The 20,062-nt window shown below is 43.2% G+C and carries 16 protein-coding genes; 10 read left to right on the top strand and 6 right to left on the bottom strand.

Annotation, left to right across the window (positions count from 1 at the left end; all coding sequences use genetic code 11):
* Positions 1-18: 18 nt before the first annotated feature.
* Positions 19-1,299 carry an ATP-binding protein gene (locus E5342_RS02280; RefSeq protein WP_135958734.1) on the top strand — a complete coding sequence of 427 codons (1,281 nt, stop codon included), beginning with the start codon at positions 19-21 and terminating at the stop codon, positions 1,297-1,299.
* A gap of 77 nt (positions 1,300-1,376) precedes the next feature.
* Here the strand turns inward: E5342_RS02280 and E5342_RS02285 are convergent, their stop codons facing one another.
* Complete coding sequence (locus E5342_RS02285) at positions 1,377-1,787, bottom strand: hypothetical protein (RefSeq protein WP_135958735.1); 411 nt, start codon at positions 1,785-1,787, stop codon at positions 1,377-1,379.
* 639 nt (positions 1,788-2,426) lie between these two features.
* Between E5342_RS02285 and E5342_RS02290 the strand changes: the two genes are divergently transcribed.
* The 7 genes from E5342_RS02290 (at position 2,427) to E5342_RS02320 (ending at position 12,937) form a co-directional block, all read left to right on the top strand.
* Positions 2,427-3,635 (top strand): hypothetical protein, encoded by a 1,209-nt coding sequence (locus tag E5342_RS02290; RefSeq protein WP_135958736.1) that lies wholly within the window; start codon positions 2,427-2,429, stop codon positions 3,633-3,635.
* A gap of 118 nt (positions 3,636-3,753) precedes the next feature.
* A complete protein-coding gene (locus E5342_RS02295) occupies positions 3,754-4,794 on the top strand; it encodes a DUF1848 domain-containing protein (RefSeq protein ID WP_135958737.1) in 1,041 nt (346 codons plus the stop codon).
* A gap of 154 nt (positions 4,795-4,948) precedes the next feature.
* Positions 4,949-5,962 (top strand): DNA/RNA non-specific endonuclease, encoded by a 1,014-nt coding sequence (locus tag E5342_RS02300; RefSeq protein WP_135958738.1) that lies wholly within the window; start codon positions 4,949-4,951, stop codon positions 5,960-5,962.
* Between the two features lie 93 nt (positions 5,963-6,055).
* Positions 6,056-7,105: an efflux RND transporter periplasmic adaptor subunit gene (locus tag E5342_RS02305; RefSeq protein WP_135958739.1), complete on the top strand. Its 1,050-nt coding sequence runs from the start codon at positions 6,056-6,058 to the stop codon at positions 7,103-7,105.
* A gap of 10 nt (positions 7,106-7,115) precedes the next feature.
* On the top strand, positions 7,116-10,160 hold the full coding sequence (locus E5342_RS02310) for an efflux RND transporter permease subunit (protein WP_121735668.1): 3,045 nt from the start codon (positions 7,116-7,118) through the stop codon (positions 10,158-10,160).
* Between the two features lie 5 nt (positions 10,161-10,165).
* On the top strand, positions 10,166-11,458 hold the full coding sequence (locus E5342_RS02315; RefSeq protein ID WP_135958740.1) for a TolC family protein: 1,293 nt from the start codon (positions 10,166-10,168) through the stop codon (positions 11,456-11,458).
* A gap of 189 nt (positions 11,459-11,647) precedes the next feature.
* Complete coding sequence (locus tag E5342_RS02320; protein ID WP_135958741.1) at positions 11,648-12,937, top strand: nucleotide sugar dehydrogenase; 1,290 nt, start codon at positions 11,648-11,650, stop codon at positions 12,935-12,937.
* Between the two features lie 211 nt (positions 12,938-13,148).
* On the opposite strand, the gene E5342_RS02325 is transcribed toward E5342_RS02320, so the two are convergent.
* From E5342_RS02325 to E5342_RS02345, 5 genes are all read right to left on the bottom strand, one after another.
* Complete coding sequence (locus tag E5342_RS02325) at positions 13,149-14,705, bottom strand: STN and carboxypeptidase regulatory-like domain-containing protein (protein WP_135958742.1); 1,557 nt, start codon at positions 14,703-14,705, stop codon at positions 13,149-13,151.
* Positions 14,684-15,535, bottom strand: a complete 852-nt coding sequence (locus E5342_RS02330) for a FecR family protein (RefSeq protein WP_121735671.1) — start codon at positions 15,533-15,535, stop codon at positions 14,684-14,686. Before E5342_RS02330 ends, E5342_RS02325 begins: the two co-directional genes overlap by 22 nt.
* A 5-nt stretch (positions 15,536-15,540) precedes the next feature.
* On the bottom strand, positions 15,541-16,080 hold the full coding sequence (locus E5342_RS02335; protein WP_135958743.1) for an RNA polymerase sigma-70 factor: 540 nt from the start codon (positions 16,078-16,080) through the stop codon (positions 15,541-15,543).
* Positions 16,081-16,150: 70 nt separating this feature from the next.
* Positions 16,151-17,416: a carboxypeptidase-like regulatory domain-containing protein gene (locus E5342_RS02340; RefSeq protein WP_121735673.1), complete on the bottom strand. Its 1,266-nt coding sequence runs from the start codon at positions 17,414-17,416 to the stop codon at positions 16,151-16,153.
* A gap of 18 nt (positions 17,417-17,434) precedes the next feature.
* Entirely contained in the window at positions 17,435-18,361 is a 927-nt protein-coding gene (locus E5342_RS02345) for a hydrogen peroxide-inducible genes activator (protein ID WP_121735674.1), read from the bottom strand.
* Positions 18,362-18,606: 245 nt separating this feature from the next.
* On the opposite strand from E5342_RS02345, the gene E5342_RS02350 reads away from it, so the two are divergent.
* Positions 18,607-19,095, top strand: coding sequence for a Dps family protein (locus tag E5342_RS02350; protein ID WP_135958744.1), 489 nt, complete (start codon positions 18,607-18,609; stop codon positions 19,093-19,095).
* A gap of 168 nt (positions 19,096-19,263) precedes the next feature.
* Positions 19,264-20,061, top strand: coding sequence for an IclR family transcriptional regulator (locus E5342_RS02355; RefSeq protein ID WP_121735762.1), 798 nt, complete (start codon positions 19,264-19,266; stop codon positions 20,059-20,061).
* Position 20,062 lies beyond the last annotated feature (1 nt).

Raw genomic sequence — 20,062 nt, forward strand, 5'->3', positions numbered from 1 at the left:
TAAAAATGTTGTATTCATATGGAAAGAACTGTTTTAAAGGAACTTATTGAATGGAAAGAAAGAGCGGACAGAAAACCTCTTATCCTTAATGGTGCCAGACAAGTGGGCAAGACTTGGTTACTCCATGAGTTTGCCAGGCTTGAATATAAGAAAGAGGCTTATGTCGTATGTCGTAAGAACAATCTTGCCCGGCAGCTTTTTACACAGGACTTTGATGTGGAAAGAATTTTGCGCGGTCTTCGTGCCATGACTTCGGTGGATATCACTCCTGGCGATACGCTCGTCATTTTGGATGAGGTACAAGATATCCCGGAGGTATTGGAGGCGTTGAAGTATTTTAAGGAGGAAACTCCGGACTACCATATCGCGGTGGCGGGTTCGCTTTTGGGAATTTCTTTGCATGAGAATGTATCATATCCGGTAGGTAAGGTTAATGTCATCAACCTGTATCCTATGAGTTTCGAGGAGTTTCTTATGGCGAAAGGAGAGAAAGAGGCCTGTAAACTACTTATGAGCCGTGACTATGGGATGATGAGTCTGTTGCATGAGAAGTATGTGGATCTTCTCCGCCAGTATTATTATGTGGGAGGCATGCCGGAGGCTGTTTCGAAATACGTGGAGACCGGAGCTTTACGGGAGGTAAGGCGTATCCAGCAGGAGATTCTCCAAGGTTACGATCTTGATTTCTCGAAACATGCGCCCAAAGAGCAAGTGCCGCGTATCCGGATGGTTTGGAACAGTGTGCCGTCTCAATTATTCAAGGAGAATAAGAAGTTTATCTATGGCGCTTTACGTAAAGGCGCGAGGGCCAACGACTTTGAGCTTTCCATACAATGGCTTGTCAATGCGGGTTTGTTGTATAAGATACCTCGATGCACGAAACCCGAGTTGCCGCTCGCCGTTTACGAGGACTTATCGGCTTTCAAGCTTTATATGGTAGACCTAGGCTTGATGGGAGCGATGGTCCAGACCGATCCTGCGCAAGTCTTGATAAAGAATGATATATTCAAGGAGTATAAGGGTGGACTAACTGAGCAATACGTTTTGCAACAGATGAAAAGCAAAGGCGTGTCTCCCATTTATTATCATACGGCGGACAATTCACGCCTAGAGCTTGATTTCATCATCCAACGGGGAGCGGAAATGATCCCGATAGAAGTGAAGGCCGAAGGTAATGTCCGGGCTAATTCCTTGATGAACTTATTGGACAAGGTACCAAGCCTGCATGCGGAGCGATATTCCATGCTGCCTTACAAGGAGCAAGGCAACCTGACGAATATTCCTCTTTATGCGGTATGAAATAGCAAAGGGCTGATCCCGGTTATCATCATCGCCTACGCCCAAGGCGATGACGATAACCGGGAAAGCATTATCTACTAGCCTTTCTGTCGCTTGGTGACTGTGAATTTAGAGTATTTCTCATACTTGGAGCCTTTGGAGAATATATCCGGCATATGTCTCGCCGCAAACCGTAACTTCTCCTCATCCGTATGGAAATCCTTTCCTTCGCAATATTTCTCTATGTCTTTGACAGCCTCAAGGAAAGCGTCTTTTTGGGATTCGGTCACGATCGGTAGCTCCGTTGAGTCCGCCTCTATTGCGTTTCTCGGATCTGCCGGTGCGATCATAAAGATCTTTTCGTTACATTCCCCCATCTTGATGTGAAACTGCACGTATTGCTCATCGGTAAGCTCAAGGAAATCTTCTTCTTTAAGGATAAATCCATATTGGAATGTTAACTGCATGGCCTGCCCGCCCCAACCGAATAGTAAATCAAAAATATCCATAGCGTAAATTTTTATAAAGTTATTAATGTTCTAGTATGAAACCTAAGTTAAGGTTTGGGGCAAAGGTAACGTAAAAGCTGGGAGATACAAGTAAAATCGGGGTTTTGTTTATTACGTTTTAGGATATCCTATGTATTCGGATCGTATGATACCTATTTTCTCTAGTAGTTATATACAATAAGTCTTTCGATATGCTCTCTTTTGTAAACGACTGATAATTAGTGCTTCAAAAACAAGATGATGTTTTCTCAAAAACTTGTACGTGTTTCCCAAAAAACTCGTACAAGTTTTTGAGAATTCATGTACATGTTTTTCGTGAAAACGGCACGAACGAATATACGAAAGATCGGAAATAGACAATAACTCATCTTCTTGGAATCTTTATAAATATCCATGGAAAAAGAAATATGTATATTAGAAATTATATATATTTGCGAAGTCTCCTTACGCCGATGCCGTTAAAGTCGGCGGGCGAGGGAGGGCATATACATAAAGGCGTTTACTGAACGCTTTGGTTTTGACGCTATAAGAATCTCGCAAATTCAGTACAGTTTGTCAAGGATTATGTGTTGATTTTTATGTTGCATTTATTGGTTATGAGAATGATATATAATGAATGTTTATTATTTGATAATTGTTATGGGAAAATTGGATGATATAAGATTAACGGTATTATATATTGAATATAAAAATTTTTTTATTGATATATTAAGTAGGTTTTATAATTTCGAAAAATGTGATGTGTATCATTATGGTGAGATTCTAAATATTGATGAATTGTGTCTAAATAACGCTTTAAATTGGGATATATATCTGATAGAATTTTTTGGAAGGGGAAGGGTTAATTGGAAATATTTGAGTAAAAATAGATGCTTGCAATGTACGGTAGAATTACTTGATGAATATTATGATTGTTGGGAATGGAATATGTTGTCTTCTAATGAGGGAATATTTTGGACTGAGTTGATGATTAATAAGTATAAGTCTAAATTGAATTGGGATTTATTGAGCTTGAATAAATCGTTGCCATGGTCTATTGATTTTATAAATCGTTATATAGATAGATTTAATTGGGCTAATTTAAGTGCTAATCCATCGTTGCCTTGGTCTGACCATTTGTTGAAATATTATGAGGATTTGTGGGATTGGAACTTAATAAGTTCCAATCCGTCGTTGCCTTGGACTGATGATTTAATCATTAAATATATAGATCGTTTAAATTGGGCAGGATTAAGTATGAATCCATCATTACCTTGGAGCTTAGAGTTTATACGAAAGTATGAATGTAACTGGATCTGGGGATATTCGTCAGATTGGTTAATGACTGATAATATTGGTTTGTGTGGTAACTCGGGTATTCATTGGAATGAGGAATTGATAGAGATATTTGATGATTTTATTGATTGGGGAGAGTTAAGTTTAAATACAGGAGATATGTGGAATGAATGTTTGATTGATAAATATTTAAGTAAATTACATTGGGAGGATTGTTGGTGGCCTTCTTCGGGTATGGGAGGCCTCAGTAGCAACCCTTCTTTGCCTTGGAGTTTGGACTTTGTCGATAAATATGGACCTTATTTAAATATAAAAGAAATTTGTACTAATGTATCTTTCCCCTGGCAAGAAGAAGATTTTAGAAATAATAATGGAAAAATAATAAATGATTGTGGTAAATCTTACTGGAAATTATTGAGTATGAATGAGGGTTTGCCTTGGTCTATAAATGTCTTGTATGATAATAGATGTTGGTTTGATTGGACTTTAATAAAAGAAAATGCAAAAGTGTACGATAAATGCTTAAGTGTTTTAGAAAAGGAAAAAATAAAATTTTTACTTGATTTAGCTTGATTAAAGTATCAAAAGGTGTTGTAGAATATTGAGTAGGATAGTTCTATAAGTGATGAGGTCAAAGAAGAAGGAAAGGGTATATGTCTACAAAATATAGTGAAAAGTTAAAAAATAAAAGATGGATGTTGTTAATGATTTAGATAAGCGTATTAGATCACTTGCTCCCATTATTATCTCCGTCAGCCGGTCAACGGATATTCCGGCCTTTTATGCCAAGTGGTTCTTTAATCGTTTGGCCAAGGGGTATTGTGTTTGGTATAATCCGTTTAATCGGCGGAAGATGTATGTGTCGTTTGAGCGGTGTAAGGCAATCGTGTTTTGGACAAAGAACCCGAAGCCGATATTGCCTTATTTGCATGAGTTGGATAGGAGGGGTATCCATTATTATTTCCAGTTCACGTTGAATGACTATGTGAGCGAAGGCTTTGAGCCGAATGTGCCGAGCGTTACGCAACGGGTGGAGACATTTCGGGAGTTGTCGGAAATGATAGGGAAGGAACGGGTGATCTGGCGATTCGACCCATTGATTATAACTCCATCTATCACGCCTCGTGTCCTGCTTAGCCGTATTTGGAAGATCGGCAATCTGTTGAAAGGATATACTGATAAGCTCGTGTTCAGTTTCGTAGATGTAAAGGCGTATCGTAAGGTACAGAATAACCTTATAAAAGAGACGAATTGCTTTACGAAAGAGGATGTGGAAACCGCAGAGATGAATGCGACGCAACGTCAAGAGATTGTAGAGGGATTGGTGAAGTTGAGGGAAATTTGGGCTTCTACTGGTTGGAATGTGACACTCGCTACTTGTGCCGAGGATATTGACCTTACGGTTTATGGCATTGAGCATAACCGGTGTATCGACGGTGATTTAATGGAGCGTGTGTTTGGGGAGGATTATGAATTGGTTTATTTTCTTCGAACAGGCCAATTACCCGAACCGGATCTTTTTGGTACGTTTCCCGCTTTACCCGACAAACGCAAAGAGCTAAAAGACAAAGGCCAACGGAAAGCCTGTGGTTGCATGATAAGCAAAGATATCGGTAGGTATAACACTTGCTCCCATTTCTGTGTCTATTGTTATGCCAATACAAGTAGGGAATGCGTACAAAAGAATGCGGTACACTATTCGGACGATAGTGAAAGTTTGATTCGAAGTTAAATTTGAAAGCAAGGTCAAATGAAGCGGCGTATTAAATTAAGCCGTCTTTTATAGTAATCGAGACCAATACTATCCTAGAATAGTGTTGTATAACATGCTGGATTTATCTATTTTTGCGCCCAATACGAAAGGTTAAGAATAGGAAGTTTTAGGTATGGCAAAAAAGAAAGGTAAGCCTCAACCCCGGAAAAGCAAGAAGAAGCGGGCATCATCATTCATGTCTTCTGTAAAGAAGATGCTTCTTGGCGCTTTTGCGGTAGTTGTTTGTTTTATCGGTGTATTATTCATATATAACTGGTTTTATCCGGTATCCAAGACACGGCCTGTAGAGAAGAAACAGGATCGGGCGGAGACAATAGTCCGTCCGAAGATCTCGGACAAGGGCGGTTCCGGAACATCGGGTAAGAAAGCCGCACAAGCGACGAAAAACAAGCAAACGACGAACCCAAAGAAAGAGATCTCCGCTTATACTTTTCAAGAGGGAACTGAGATACCGAGACTAAAGAATAAACAAAAAGAGCAGGTTATAAAGCATGAGGGCTATACGGTTTCTTATAATTCCGATTATAAGATCGCCAATTGGGTAGCCTATGAACTGACCTCGAAAGAGGCGACAAGTAAGAAGAACGAGCGGTCTAATAAGTTCGTCTCGGACCCCATGGTGAAAGGGGCTACCGCCACGAACGAGGACTATACCCGTTCCGGCTATGACCGAGGACATATGGCGCCTGCCGGCGATATGAAATGGTCCGCCAAGGCCATGCGGGAATCGTTCTACCTAAGTAATATCTGTCCGCAAAAGCCCGGCTTGAACCGGGGCATCTGGAAAGATCTGGAAGAGCAGGCTCGTTTGTGGGCGAAAGAGAATGGCTCTTTGTTGATCGTGACCGGCCCGGTGATCACGGACGACCTGAAACGGTTAGGCAAGAATCGGGTGGGAATCCCGAAGACCTTTTATAAGGTAATCTGTACGATAACGAACGGTAAACCGGAAGGGGTAGGTTTTCTGTTTGATAATAAAGACTATGGAAAGACTCCGTTGAAATCGATGATGATCCCTATCGATAGCGTTGAGAAGGTTACCGGAATTGACTTTTTCCCTTCTTTGCCTGATTCGATAGAAAACCCGATGGAAGCATATGTGAATGATGGTAGTTGGTCTTTTTAAGGCACGTTATGCTCAACAATCTCTAGGCGAGAATGTTTTATATTTACTGTGAAGAAAAAGAAATCATAATTAAATAACAAAATGCAAGTTATCATGAAAGGAAAATTAATCCCTGTGTTTGTTTTGGCAGCATTGGTTTCCTGTAGTCAACCACCTGTTAAGGAGCAAGGCCCTCGTCCGGTTAAATTGGCGGACGTTACTTCGCTGAACATGGTTGAGAAATCATTCAGTGGAGTGATATCGTCCGATCAATTCAGTGATTTGGCGTTTAAGATGTCCGGCCCGCTGATCTCATTAAACGTGGATGAAGGCCAGAAGGTTCGTACAGGACAGGTCGTAGCCGAAATCGATCCGTTGGATTTTAAGTGGGAATATGAGGCGAAGAAAGCGTCTTTCCAGACTGCTGAAGCGCAATTGCAACGTGCGAAGAAGTTATTGTCCAAACAAGCTATCTCCAAACAAGAGTATGAGTCAACGGAAGCTTCTTACTCAAATGCCAAGGCAGCTTTCGAGTATGCGCAGAATACATTGAACCAGACAAAGCTTCGTGCGCCGTTCGATGGATTTATCCAGAAGAAATATGTGGAGAATTACCAGAAAGTACAGGCCGGACAAGGAATCGTTTGCTTGATCAATCCGAATAAGTTACAGGTCGTGTTTACGATGCCGGAGAGTAATATCAATTACTTCTCTTCTCCTTATTCTGTTTATGTGGAATTCGATAATTACAAGGGCGTTCGCTTTAAGGCGAAGGTGAAAGAATACGTGGAAGCCTCTCCCGATGGCTCCGGCGTTCCTGTATATCTGTATATCGATGATCCGAACTTTAATTTAGAGAAATATAAGGTAGCTGTAGGTTTCTCTTGCCGTGTGATCTTGAACGTGGATAGCGAGAGTTTCACGCAAGGCGCCGTATTGGTTCCGCTAGCCGCTGTCGTGGCTGACGATGCCAATAGCGATAAGTATGTGTTTGTTTATAATGGGCAGTCTCAAAAGGTTGAGCGTCGCAAGATTACCGAGTCTATGCTGATCGGCAAGGATGGCGTGATCGTAACGGATGGCTTGCGACCCGGCGAACAGGTTGTCTCAGCCGGAGCCACTCGTTTGGTGGATGGACAACAGGTAAAAGTATTAACAGATTAAGAGATAAACAATGAATATTCCAAAATATTCCTTAGAGAATCAGAAGATTATATACTTTTTCCTAGCGGTTCTGCTGATAGGAGGTATATATTCTTTCTTTAAATTGCCGAAGAAGGAAGATTCTCCCTTCGTGATCAAGACGGCGGTCTTGGTTACCCAGTATCCGGGAGCGACTCCACAAGAGGTGGAGAAGCTGGTGACTGAACCGATCGAGCGGGAGATTCAGGCCATGTCGGATGTGTTCCAGATCAAGTCTGAGTCTTATTTCGGTATGTCTAAGATTACGATTGAGTTGCAGCCTACTTTGTCACCGGATTATATGCCGGTCAAGTGGGATGAATTACGTCGTAAGGTGGCGAATATACAGCCACGCCTTCCGTCTGGTGCTTCTTCTATATCCGTTAATGATGACTTCGGTGATGTGTTCGGTATTTATTATGCTTTGACAGCGGACGAGGGATATACTTATGATGAGTTACGTGATTGGGCGCAAAAGATCAAGACCGAGTTATCCCCGGTGCCGGGCGTGCAAAAAGTCTATTTGTTTGGTGAGCAGACACAAGTTGTCAACGTAAAGATTTCTGTCCCGAAGTTGGCGAACCTAGGTATTGACCCGAACGCCATTCAGCAGGTGATGCAAACACAGAACCTGTTGGTGAATACAGGAGATATTAATACGGGCAATTATCAGTTGCGTTTGCGTACCGAAGGCACCTATAAGGATATACAAGATATACGTGATCAGTTGATCGTGACGAAAAGTGGCGGCGAGGTGCGTCTAGGCGATATAGCCACAGTGGAACGTGGCTATATGGATCCTCCTTCCAACTTGATGCGTGTGGACGGTAAGCGCTCGATTGGAATCGGGGTCGCTACGGGAGCGAAAGATGACGTGGTGGCCGTGGGTAACGTGGTGGCGGATCATCTGAAAGAGATGGAGCAGCTTTTCCCTATCGGTATGGATTTGAAGGCTATCTATCCGGAAAATAAGATTGCGCAAGAGGCAAACAATGGTTTTATCTTGAACTTGATCGAGTCTCTGTTGATCGTGATCGTGATCATCTTTATCGTGATGGGATCCCGTGCCGGAATGTTGGTGGGTAGTTCATTGCTCTTCTCCGTGGGGGGTACCTTGTTGATCATGTTGATCTGGGGTGTCGGCTTGAACCGGACCTCGTTGGCAGCCTTTATTATCGCTATGGGAATGTTGGTGGATAATGCGATCGTGGTGACGGATAACGCCCAAGTTGGTATTAAGCGAGGACTTTCCCGTTATCAGGCATTGATCGATGGTGCTACCAAACCGCAATGGGCGTTGTTGGGCGCAACTTTTATCGCCGTATGTTCTTTCTTGCCGATGTACTTGGCACCGGCATCTGTGGCCGAGATCGTGAAGCCGTTGTTTATCGTCTTGGCGGTGTCTTTGGGATTGAGTTGGATCTTGGCTTTGACGCAAACGACCACATTCGGTAATTTTATCTTGAAAGAGGCAAAACCGGGTGAGAATAAGGATCCTTATGATACGAAGCTTTATCATAAGTTCGAGAGGTTGTTGGGACGTTTGATCAAACGTAGATATGTCACACTTGCTTCGGTTGTGGCTACTCTGTTCCTTTCCCTGTTTATAATGAGTATCATGCCCCAAAGTTTCTTCCCGATCATGAACAAGCCCTATTTCCGTGCGGACTTGATCTTCCCGGAGGGATATAGCATTTATGATGTGGAGGCGAATGTTAAGAAAATAGAGGAAGATTATTTAAGTAAGAATCCGAATATCAAATCATTCTCGTTTACATTAGGAGGTTCTCCGGTACGTTACTATCTGGCTAGTTCCTCTGTAGGCCCGAAGCCTAACTTTGCGAACGTATTGATCGAGACGCAAGTTCCGGAAGATGCGCAAGCGGAGGAAGGTAAGTTCTATGATTATATGGTGGCTAACTACCCGAATATATTGACTCGCTCGGCCTTATTCGCCTTGTCTCCGGTTCCGGATGCGGCGATTGAGATTGGTTTTATCGGCGATAATGTGGATACCTTGATCGCTTTGACACAAAAGGCGCAGGAGATCGCCCGGAATTATGATCAGGTAATGGAGGTTCGCAATAGTTGGGGCAACAAGGTTCCGGTATGGAAGCCGCTATATTCCCAAGAAAAGGGTTTGCGTTTGGGTATTACCCGTCAACAGGTGGCTTATTCTTTGCGTTCGGCTACGAATGGCGTACCTCTGGGTGAGTATCGTGAAGGCGACGTGTTTATGCCGATCTTACTGAAAGATGCGGATAAGGATTCTATCAGTTTGAATGATATAAAGACGTTGCCGGTTTATAGCGCTAAAGGCCGTTCGGTAAAGGTGGAGCAGGTGATCGATGACTTCTCGCTGGATTATGAGTTTAACGTGGTGAGACGATTCAATCGTGAACCGTGTATGCTTATGCAGTGCGAGCCGAAACGTGGTGCCAATACGATGGCGGCTTTCAGCCATTTGTGGAAAAAGGTACAGGAAGAGATTCAGGTACCGGAAGGGTATAAGATGACGTATTTTGGCGAGCAATCCGAGCAAGATAAAGGTAATAAGGCGATCGCCGCTAATATCCCGTTGATGTTTGGTTTGATTTATGTCACCTTGTTATTCTTATTCCCGAAATATTACCGGAAACCTGTATTGATCATGGCGATGCTGCCGTTGATCTTCATTGGTGTGGTATTGGGATTGTTGGTGTTCGGTAAGTCCCTCGACTTCTTTGCCATGTTGGGTCTGTTGGGCTTGATCGGAATGAATATCAAGAATGCGATCGTGCTGGTGGATGAGATCGGTTTGCAATTGAATGCGGGCTTGTCTCCGGTGAATGCCGTGATAGAGGCAACGAAAACCCGTATTGTTCCGGTGACGATGGCTTCCGGTACGACGATCTTAGGTATGTTGCCGTTGTTGGGTGACGCTATGTTCGCCGGTATGGCGGCTACCATCATGGGTGGTCTGTTCGTATCTACGATCTTGACGATCTTCGTGCTTCCGGTTACTTATTGTGTTTTCTTTAAGATTAAATCAGAGTAAAATATATGAGAAATAAGATAATCATAGGTTGTTTATTGTTGGGTGCCTTGTCCGTTAAAGCGCAAGACACCCGGCTATCGGCTGTGGAATATAAGGAACGGGTCCTTGAATACAGCCGTCAGATCAAGCAAAGCTCTGAGGAGCGTATCGCTATGCAGCATGCGATCAAGGCCGCTAAGACCGGTTTCTTCCCTTCGGTGGACTTCTCCGGCAGTTATCAGTATCGGATCAATAAATATGATTTGGATTTCGGACCGGGCATGTCCGTGGAGATGGATCATAATACGTATAGTCTAGGTGCTACGGTGAGCCAGCCTATTTATGCCGGCGGACAGATCTATAATAACTATAAGGCTGCGCAGGTACAGGGTAAGATCACCGAGCAAGTGGAGGAGTTGACAACGGATAATATCATTTATTCCGCCGATTTGAACTATTGGACAGCCGCCGCCCGTAAAGGCATGTACGATGTGATGTGTCAGTATGTAGACATTGTAGGGGAGTTGGCGAACGTGTTGACGATCCGTTTCAATGACGGCCAGATCAGCAAGACTGATTTATTGCAAGTGGAGTCTCGCTTGAAGGAAGCGGAGTTGAATAAAAGCTCGGCTTATAAGGAGTACCAGATCGCGTTACAGAATCTGAACGCATTGATGGGTGTGTCTCCGCTAGACCCGATCGAGGTGGAAGATTCCATTACGACTTATCTGGCTTTGCCGCTGCAGGTAGGAGAGGATGTAGCTCTTCGGAATCGTCCGGACTACGCTATTTCCGAGTTGAACATAGAGTACCAAAAGAGACAAATCAATTTGTCGAAGGCGAAATATAATCCGTCTTTGGCGATTGGTTTTCAAGGTACTTGGGGTACGCCGATGTTGAACGTGAAAGGTTCGGACCAGTTATGGACTCCGGCCGTTTTCGCTTCCTTAAAGATTCCTTTGTTTCGTTGGGGAGCCCGTTTCAAGGAGGTAAATTCCCAGAAGGCTATTCTTCGTAGCAAGGAATACGCCTTGGATAATACCCGTGATAAGATCGCCCAAGAGGTTGCGAACGCATGGACAAGCCTCACCGAGTATACGAAACAAATTACCGTTGCGGAAGAGGCTTGTAAGATTGCTGAGGAGAATCTTGACTTGAATACTTTCAGCTACAACGAGGGTAAACTGCCGATCTTGGACGTACTCTCTGCCCAATTGTCGTGGATTCAGTCTTACAGTAGCTTGATCCAGACTTGGTATCAGCAAAAGGCTTCTTTAGCCCAATATAACAAGGCTATAGGTATACGCCGTTTGCAGTAAAAGAAACATATTTATACTTAGAAGACGAGGTCCCTTATTTTGGAAACAAGATAAGGGACCTCGTCTATGAAATAAAATTCCCTTTATATCGTTAGGTAAACTGAAGATTGCTACATTTGCATACAATCTCATCTGTTTGGGACATTCCTCGGAATCCTGACTGTTTAAGTAGAATGATGAAATAATAAGATGTATACAAAGTTACTAGATAAACAAACAAAACTTGCCCTAATCGGACTAGGATATGTCGGGCTTCCTATCGCGATAGAATTCGCTAAACATGTTTCCGTTATCGGATTTGATATCAACGAGGATCGCTTGGACAAGCTTCGGAACGGTATAGATCCGTGTGGTGAGCTTTCCTCTGAGGTATTTGAACATAAGGACATCACATTTACTTCTTCTATAGAGAAGCTAAGGGAGGCTTCTTTTTACGTGATAGCTGTTCCTACCCCGATAGACAGCCATAACGAGCCGGATCTATCCCCTTTGTTGGGTGCGACTCGCACGGTAGGCAAAGTCCTTAAACGAGGCGATTATGTAGTATACGAATCTACCGTATATCCGGGATGTACGGAAGAGGATTGCATCCCGATCTTGGAGGAGGTTTCAGGGTTGAGAGTAGGAGAGGACTTTAAGGTTGGATATTCACCGGAACGAATCAATCCGGGTGATAAGGTACATACCTTGGTAAATACCGTGAAGATCGTTTCCGGCTGCGATGCCGAAGCTTTGGAAACGATATCGGACGTCTATAAGCTGGTCGTTCAAGCGGGGTTGCACCGTGCGCCTAGTATCAAGGTAGCCGAAGCCGCCAAGATTATCGAGAATACCCAGCGTGATGTGAATATAGCCCTTATGAACGAGCTTTCCATTATTTTCGATCGAATGGGGGTAAATACGTTTGATGTCTTGAAAGCCGCCGGAACGAAATGGAATTTCCTGCCTTTCTCTCCCGGATTGGTAGGTGGGCATTGTATAGGGGTAGATCCTTACTATCTGGTGCATAAAGCCAAAGAATTGCAATATCACACGAAGATGATCAACTCCGGTCGCTACGTGAACGATTCCATGGGACGGTATATCGGAAAGAAGGTCGTGAAAAAGATTATCTCGCAGGGGAAAAATATCCTAGGAGCGCATGTGTTGGTGATGGGTATGACTTTTAAGGAAAACGTATCGGATATACGTAACTCGAAAGTAGCCGATATTATCAATGAGTTTAAGGACTTCGGAGCCGAGGTCGATGTGATGGATCCGTTCGCTTCCCCCTCGGAAGTATTGCGAGAGTACGGTATCCGGTTGGTAGAGAAGCCCGGGAAGAAATATGACGCGGTAGTGGTAGCTGTCGCTCATACGACTTATTTGAAGCTGGATGAGTCCTACTTCATGTCGATCACGAACGAACATGCCGTGTTGGCGGACGTGAAAGGAGTCTATCGAGGTAGCATCCATCAGATGATCTATTGGAGTCTGTAATTGTTAAAAAGTAACACAAGCTGCAAAGAAATTTCGATAAACTTAAAAAAATGTGTTGTACAATATCTTTTTTTATTTGCTCAATTATATTAATTAGCCCATCTTTGCATGCAGATAACCTAAACAATCTTTTTGCCTTAAAGACTAATACCTATTAAAAACCTATAAAGAGAGCCTTTGCGAAAAGGCTCTCTTTATGATTTTTAGGGGATTAGTAGTTCGTTTCCTCTATCTTTGAGGTGATTCTGCTAATAGCCTCATTCAGTTTGTCTTCGGGTAATATTACGTTAAAATCTCCCCAGAAACCCTCGTCGTAGTTGAAGTGAGTATCCGAGAAAACCGTGCGGGTGGGAAGGGATTCAATGCGTGAGAAGCGGTTCACATTGGCTGTATCTATCTTACAGGTAACCATTTCGAACCAAGTATGTAAAATATTTGTGTTAAAAAGTTGTCTTCTTTTTTTAATTTTAAAATGCAGATCTCCCCGGATATGGTTAATGTAGTAGGTGCCATTCCATTGCTTGTAAGATACCGTATAGGCTACTTTCTGGGGCGTGATCCGTAAATTCCGGCTTTTTCTCTCGACGAACATGCCGGCCGCTTGCTCGATATATTGGGGATTGACCTCAAAGTCCACCCTTAATAAGGCATTATTTTCCATGTCGATATATATCTGTCCCCGATAAAGCGGTTCATTGATACTCTTTCGTTGCTCGAAAGAGATGACGTTAGCAAGTCGATCATCCACTACCGTGATGTCGGTATGGGCGTAGGTATAGGGTGAATCCGGGCTAGGATTCAGAAACTCCGGTAACTGTTTCATCAAGTCCAGGACTAGGCAGGAATAGATACCCGACTTCATTTTCGTGATCAACGTGTCCTTTTCCTGTTCGTTACTGATGTGGCGCATCTTTAGTAGTTTCACTTGATCGGCCAAGGCATTGCTGTGGTAAGATGCCTTATATACTTTAAAAACAGCCTCGGTCAGTCCTACGAGCCCTTTTTTACGTTCAACGCCTTCTCTGTAAAATGTAGTAAGGTAAATCGGGTGTTGGGAATAATTGCTCCTTCTCTCGTCCAGCATCTCCTGTAGCAAGCGTTTCGGATTGGCTAGGCGTACGATCACTTCTTGGATAGAGATTACTTTAGGCTCTAGGGATAAGACGGTATGTTTATCTATTAACTTCCGACTATCTATCTCTTGGGGAAGATAGCCGATATGAGAGAAACGTACCTTGGATAACCGGAGTGAGTCCGGTAATTTCAATCGGAACTCTCCATTCTGGTTGGTGATGGTGCCAATAGCGGCCTCACCGATTCCTACCGATCCGAATGCGATTGGCTCATGGGTATATTGATCCTGTAAAGAACCTTCTATAGTGAAATAGGTTTGTATGGGATCGGGAGTTACGGATGCGCTTTTAGGAGCGGAGGGACTCTCTGGCAGATAAAGCAAGAGATGGTTCTCTATCGCACGAATCGCTAGATTTTTATTGCCGGTAATTGCGTATATGGCTTCTTGTATCGTATAATCTCCTCCTCTTATCGATGTTGTTTGTTCATTATCGATAATCTTACTGTCGTATATAAAAAGATAGCCGGAACGTTCCGTGACGAGTCCCAGCAATTGGTAGATATTTCCTTTTGATTTAGGCAATCGTATGACCTGTCCCAGTACGTTACCATTCTGGGCATTCATAGGGATGAGAGCTACGAGTGACAGCAACCATCCTACGATCAGCCGTCTCAAGGTTCGGAAATCATCCATATATTATTTTGTTGCGTACATTTTAGTTTTAACGCGGCGCAGATCAGTTCAGCCATCGTTGCGGGTGAGTTATTATAGAAACTAACGGTCAGCCGTCTATCCTCTAAATCAGCCGTTGCCTTCAATGGCATCATCGGATACTCCAGATTAATTACATGCAAGATATCTCCTAAGCGCTCATCCTTAAACTGGATACGGCGGGTGTAATCGGAAAATTGTTCGTTATCTTGAGTCGGAGCTACTTGTAAACGGTTGGAGAATAAGGATACGGTTTGACCGGCCTTTACCAGCGTTTGTTCTCCGTTCTTCTTGAGTGTCACTTTCACTAATCCCCGGCGAACGGCCAATTCAAAGATGCTTTTATCCGAGCTTTTGATATTGAATGAGGTTCCCAATACCTCGATTCGGGCCTGCTCTGTCTCGATTAGGAAAGGACGTTCCTTATTCCCGCTTACATCAAAAAGGGCGTTTCCTAGTAGAGACACCTCTCTTTTTTCTCTTTGGAAATGTTCCGGATAACTTAACTGGCTGTTATCGGCCAGATAAACGATAGACCCGTCTTCCAAGGTGGTGACCAAGGTGGTGGAAGCCTCGTTATTATGTAGGGTGAGCAAAGCGGCTTCCGGGGTTCGTTCTTGTCCAAGGAAAATAGCTGTAGCGACCGATACACAAAGTATAATGATAGCGGCGACCCATTTCATAAGTCCGATCCGGTATGGGATTTGTGTACCGGAAGTTGGCTTATCCAGTAGCCCGTCTTGCTCCAAGCGAGTGTATAATTGTACCCATGCTTGGTCTGTCTTCAATTTATTTTTTTCTATTTGATTCATAATTGTTAGGTATAATTCTCGATTTCTTTTCTTAGTGTTTGTAGCGCCTTGGTCATTTCCGCCTCTACTGTCTTTATGGATAAGGAGAGGCTGGAGGCTATCTCCGCATATTTCATTCCTTCGAAACGGTGCATCCGAAAGATCCGGAGGCGTCGTTCGGGCAATTTACCTAATGCCCGGTTGACCAAGGATTGCAATTCTTTGTACTCAAGTTGATCTTGCGGGGTATACGATTCGGATTCCGGATTCTCTCCGGCTAAAACCGTATTCCGGTATCGGTATCGTACTTCCCGACGCTCCAGATATTGTAAGGACTGGTTCCGGGTAGCTCCATAAAGGTAGTTCTTGATGGAACGTAAGATAGGAAGAGATTCTCTTTCTTTCCAGAATACATAAAACAAGTCCTGAACGATCTCCTCTGCGACTTCCTGTTCTCCGGTTATACTGGTTGCGTACAGGCAAAGAGGGGTATAATAAAGCCTGAAAATACTTTCGAATGCTTTAATATCCCCTTCCTTGATCTTTTTGAGTACGAACAAATCCATAATACAGATAATTGATAATGGACAAAGATAATGATTTGTCCATATCATTGTCGATAGTATATTTACACGGTCAATTTTTATGTTGCTTTTTTAATTTATATACCGCATTCTCCAAAGACTCGGTAGGCTCGATAATGTTGTAAGCTCCCCAGAAGTTCTCGTCAGCGAAGTCCGATACCTTGTCGGATAGAGATTGATCCGCTTTAAAAGACACTCGGTAGGGGATGGGGGTATTTTGTTCCTTACCATCAGTAACGACCATCTCGGATACGATCGTGTAGTTGGTAGAGAAGAGTTTCCGTTTCCAGTCACATTTAAAGCGGACCTCATTGCGGATATAACTTAGATAGCTCATGCCGTCACGTTCTTTGTAAGTTACGAGAAAAGCCACCTCTACGGGTTTAAATCGCAAGCCAAAAGGCTTTTTACGAAGGATGGCCTCGGTAGCCTTATTCCGGTCATCCATGCTGAGGGCGAATTCCGCACGACTGAATGAAAGCCGTTCCTTATCGATATATAATTTGCCGTAATATAAGGCGTAAGGCAAGATCGCTTGAGGTTGGAAACTGATTACGTAATGTGGCCGGTCGTTTAACATCACGCTTTCTTCCATACGGAAGGCGTAATAAGGTAAGATGTTCGGGTCGAGCAATAAATCCGGATTCTTCACCACATCCACGTAAATGGATAGGTTCGGGCCTCCCAATAATTTCACGGCTAATGTGTCGCTAGCCTTCTGGCTCAATAATTTACGTCCTTTATAGATCTGTACTCGATCCCGTTCCACGTTCCTGTCCTTATAGGGGGTTTTGTAAACATCAATGACCGCTTCAGAGATATTGATGTAGCGACGGCCTTTTTGTGCGGTCTCCCGATAGAATCCGGTAAGCATGCTACCTGTGGTAATGTAATTCTTATTTACTTTCTCAATCGCTTCCTCTACGATATATCGAGGGTCTCCGGCCCGGATAATGATTTCGCTGAGTGTATTCATGTTCGGTTCGAGTAATACCGTACATTCTAATATGTCCTTATCGTTCACGGGTATCAAGCCATTCAAATATCCGATATGCGATACTTCTACTTGCCTGGCATGGAGGCCGTTTTTCACTTTGATAGAGAACTCACCATCATTATTGGTAATCGTTCCTATATTGGTTCCCGGAATAGAGATGTTTACGTATTCCAGTTTTTTTCGTGTTTGCTTGTCTTTTACTACACCGCTGACAGTGATAAACTCATCGTCTGCGCTATCCTGTGCCTTTATGGAGGTTACGCCGCAAGCCAACAGTATCATCAGGATAAATCCCATAGCTTGTTTACAGAGTGTTTTCATATTTGTATTATCAAAAAATCATACAACCTTTTGTCCGGGCTGCAAAGTCAACATTTCTTTAGGTACCGCTTTCTTGATACTCTCTATTAAGATACTCGCTACGGTATGTCGGATAAAGTCTTTACGGGTAACAAATACGATCTCCCGTGTCGGCTTGGGAATGGCGAACGGACGTACTAATTCTCTCTGCTCTTTACTTAGTTGCAGGGTAGCCAATTCTGGAATGAACGTGATGCCGTTACCGCTTTCCACCATACGCATAAATGTCTCTAAGCTACCCAAACGGTAAGCGGCTTGGCGAACCTTTACCTTCTCCATCTGGCAGAAACGCATCAGCTGGTCACGGAAGCAATGTCCCTCGTCTAGTAGCCACAACCTTTCGTCATTGATGTCGGCGGTACGAATCAAATCCTTTTTGAAGATAGATTCATTGTGAGCCACGTATCCGAAGAATTGCTCATAATATAATATGTCTCCTTGCAAATAGGATTCTGTGGGTTGGTTCGCTATGATAGCGGCATCGATTTCCCCGTTTTGCAGGGCGGCCATAGTGGGAGCGGTTTTCATTTCTAGCATACGGATGTCAAGATCCGTATGTTTTTCCGATAATTGCTGGAAAAAGCGAGGTAACAAATAAGGGGCGATAGTCGGTAGCACCGCTAAACGAAACGTACCTTTCAGCGACTGTTCCTCCTCGTTCACGATATCTTTGATAAGAGAAGCCTGATAGAGGACATTTCTCGCTTGCTCGATGACCTTACGTCCGGCAGGTGTGGGGCGAACGGGTTGCAGGTTTCGGTCGAATAATTTAATACCTAGTTCGTCTTCCAGCTTTTGGATCATCATGCTCAATGTCGGTTGTGTCACCCTACAATGCTCTGCTGCCTTTGCGAAATGACGATAAGTATCCACCGCTAGGATATATTCGAGTTGTTGTATATTCATAGTACTTAATTTTACAAGCGTTAGAAATTAATAGAGGCAAACTTACGTAAAATCTTTGAATGTCTATTAAACTTTGTGGAAAAATGGTGAAACACTTCGTGTCATTTACATACCTATTGTACGGGATAGTTTAATAAAATTTCTCTATCTTGATATAAAAGATTTGTTTTACAGTTACTTATACTTGCCGTGTTTTTGCGGTACAAGAAAAACAAAAAGTATAACAATTTAAAAAAGTAGCAATTATGAGAACATTAGATTATATTCATTTAGAAGAATCTGCGGTAAGTAACGTAGTAGCAAGCCTGAAACAATTATTGGCGGATTACCAAGTATTTTATACGAACCTTCGTGGCTTCCATTGGAACATCAAGGGACACGGTTTCTTCGTTCTTCATGGCAAATTCGAGGATATGTACAACAACGCCGCCGAGAAGGTTGACGAGTTGGCGGAACGTATCCTGATGTTGGGAGGGGAGCCGGAGAACAAGTTCAGCGAGTACCTGAAAGTAGCCCATGTAAAAGAGGTATCAGGCGTATCTTGTGGTGACGAGGCATTGAAACATATTCTCGATACCTATGGCCTGCTGATTGGTGAGGAACGTAAACTTCTTTCCTTGGCATCGGAGGCGGGCGATGAGGCTACGGTAGCGTTGATGAGCGATTATCTTAAGGAACAAGAAAAATTGGTTTGGATGTTGGTAGCATATTCAACTTGCGATTGCAAGAAGTAAAAACAGGTGATTCATTGCGTTTGGAGAAGGCCGGAAGAGATTCTGGCTTTTTTTGTTCTATAGCATATTTATGCTCTGCAACATACTTAATATTTTTTTACATATTTCGTGTCTTGTTTAAATTCATCACTGCTATATTTGATTCAAATCTGAAATGCAATTTCAAATATGGAAAACACGCTACCAAATATGGAAAAAGTGGACGAGAATTACAAAGTGCCTAATTTAGAGAAGGGCATAGCGGTTCTTGAGTACCTTTCCTTGCGGTCGGCGGGGGAAACATTGCAAGATATTAAGTCGGTGCTCGATATATCTCAGACTACGGCTTACCGTATTTTGAATACATTGGTGCGGCTGGAATATCTTAATTTTAGTGAAGACACGAAACGCTATAAACTTTCCCGAAAATTATTGACTCTTGGTTTCAGATCCTTGAATGAACACAATCTTTTAGAGACCGTCTTGCCACATTTGCGTGATTTACGTGATCAAGTGAAAGAGACCGCTTGCTTTGGTGTCTTGGGAGATGAGAAAGGAATTTTTATCGAACAAGCGCAAGGACATCATACGTTCCGCTTCGTCCTGTCGCCGGGAAAGCCGTTTGAATTGCATTGTTCGGCTCCCGGAAAGGCGATTATGGCTTATTTGCCGAAGACGGTGCGAGATCGCTACCTATCCTACATGACGTTTACACGGTATAATTCCCGGACGATAACTTCTCGTGAGGGCTATTTGGAGGAATTGGAGAAGGTTGGTAAGCTGGGATATGCCATGGATAATGAGGAGGAGCTGAGCGGCGTGATATGCGTAGGCTCCCCGATCTTTAATTATACGGGATATCCTTGTGGAGCGATTTGGATCTCCGGCCCGAAAGACCGCTTATCGAAAGAGGTGGTGAAAAATACGGTGAAGGTGATCAAGGAGGTTGCTGGGGTGATCTCGAACGAACTAGGATTTAGAAAATAAG

Source organism: Parabacteroides distasonis, from assembly GCF_004793765.1.
GTDB lineage: Bacteria > Bacteroidota > Bacteroidia > Bacteroidales > Tannerellaceae > Parabacteroides > Parabacteroides distasonis_A.

Excerpts from the sequence above, each read along its gene's own strand:
- E5342_RS02320 (WP_135958741.1), top strand. The coding sequence starts at position 11,648 with ATGTATACAAAGTTACTAGATAAACAAACAAAACTTGCCCTAATCGGA.
- E5342_RS02310 (WP_121735668.1), top strand. The coding sequence starts at position 7,116 with ATGAATATTCCAAAATATTCCTTAGAGAATCAGAAGATTATATACTTT.
- E5342_RS02285 (WP_135958735.1), bottom strand. The coding sequence starts at position 1,787 with ATGGATATTTTTGATTTACTATTCGGTTGGGGCGGGCAGGCCATGCAG.
- E5342_RS02340 (WP_121735673.1), bottom strand. The coding sequence starts at position 17,416 with ATGAAAACACTCTGTAAACAAGCTATGGGATTTATCCTGATGATACTG.
- E5342_RS02290 (WP_135958736.1), top strand. The coding sequence starts at position 2,427 with ATGGGAAAATTGGATGATATAAGATTAACGGTATTATATATTGAATAT.
- E5342_RS02355 (WP_121735762.1), top strand. The coding sequence starts at position 19,264 with ATGGAAAACACGCTACCAAATATGGAAAAAGTGGACGAGAATTACAAA.
- E5342_RS02335 (WP_135958743.1), bottom strand. The coding sequence starts at position 16,080 with ATGGATTTGTTCGTACTCAAAAAGATCAAGGAAGGGGATATTAAAGCA.
- E5342_RS02280 (WP_135958734.1), top strand. The coding sequence starts at position 19 with ATGGAAAGAACTGTTTTAAAGGAACTTATTGAATGGAAAGAAAGAGCG.
- E5342_RS02295 (WP_135958737.1), top strand. The coding sequence starts at position 3,754 with ATGGATGTTGTTAATGATTTAGATAAGCGTATTAGATCACTTGCTCCC.
- E5342_RS02345 (WP_121735674.1), bottom strand. The coding sequence starts at position 18,361 with ATGAATATACAACAACTCGAATATATCCTAGCGGTGGATACTTATCGT.
- E5342_RS02305 (WP_135958739.1), top strand. The coding sequence starts at position 6,056 with ATGAAAGGAAAATTAATCCCTGTGTTTGTTTTGGCAGCATTGGTTTCC.
- E5342_RS02325 (WP_135958742.1), bottom strand. The coding sequence starts at position 14,705 with ATGGATGATTTCCGAACCTTGAGACGGCTGATCGTAGGATGGTTGCTG.
- E5342_RS02350 (WP_135958744.1), top strand. The coding sequence starts at position 18,607 with ATGAGAACATTAGATTATATTCATTTAGAAGAATCTGCGGTAAGTAAC.
- E5342_RS02330 (WP_121735671.1), bottom strand. The coding sequence starts at position 15,535 with ATGAATCAAATAGAAAAAAATAAATTGAAGACAGACCAAGCATGGGTA.
- E5342_RS02300 (WP_135958738.1), top strand. The coding sequence starts at position 4,949 with ATGGCAAAAAAGAAAGGTAAGCCTCAACCCCGGAAAAGCAAGAAGAAG.
- E5342_RS02315 (WP_135958740.1), top strand. The coding sequence starts at position 10,166 with ATGAGAAATAAGATAATCATAGGTTGTTTATTGTTGGGTGCCTTGTCC.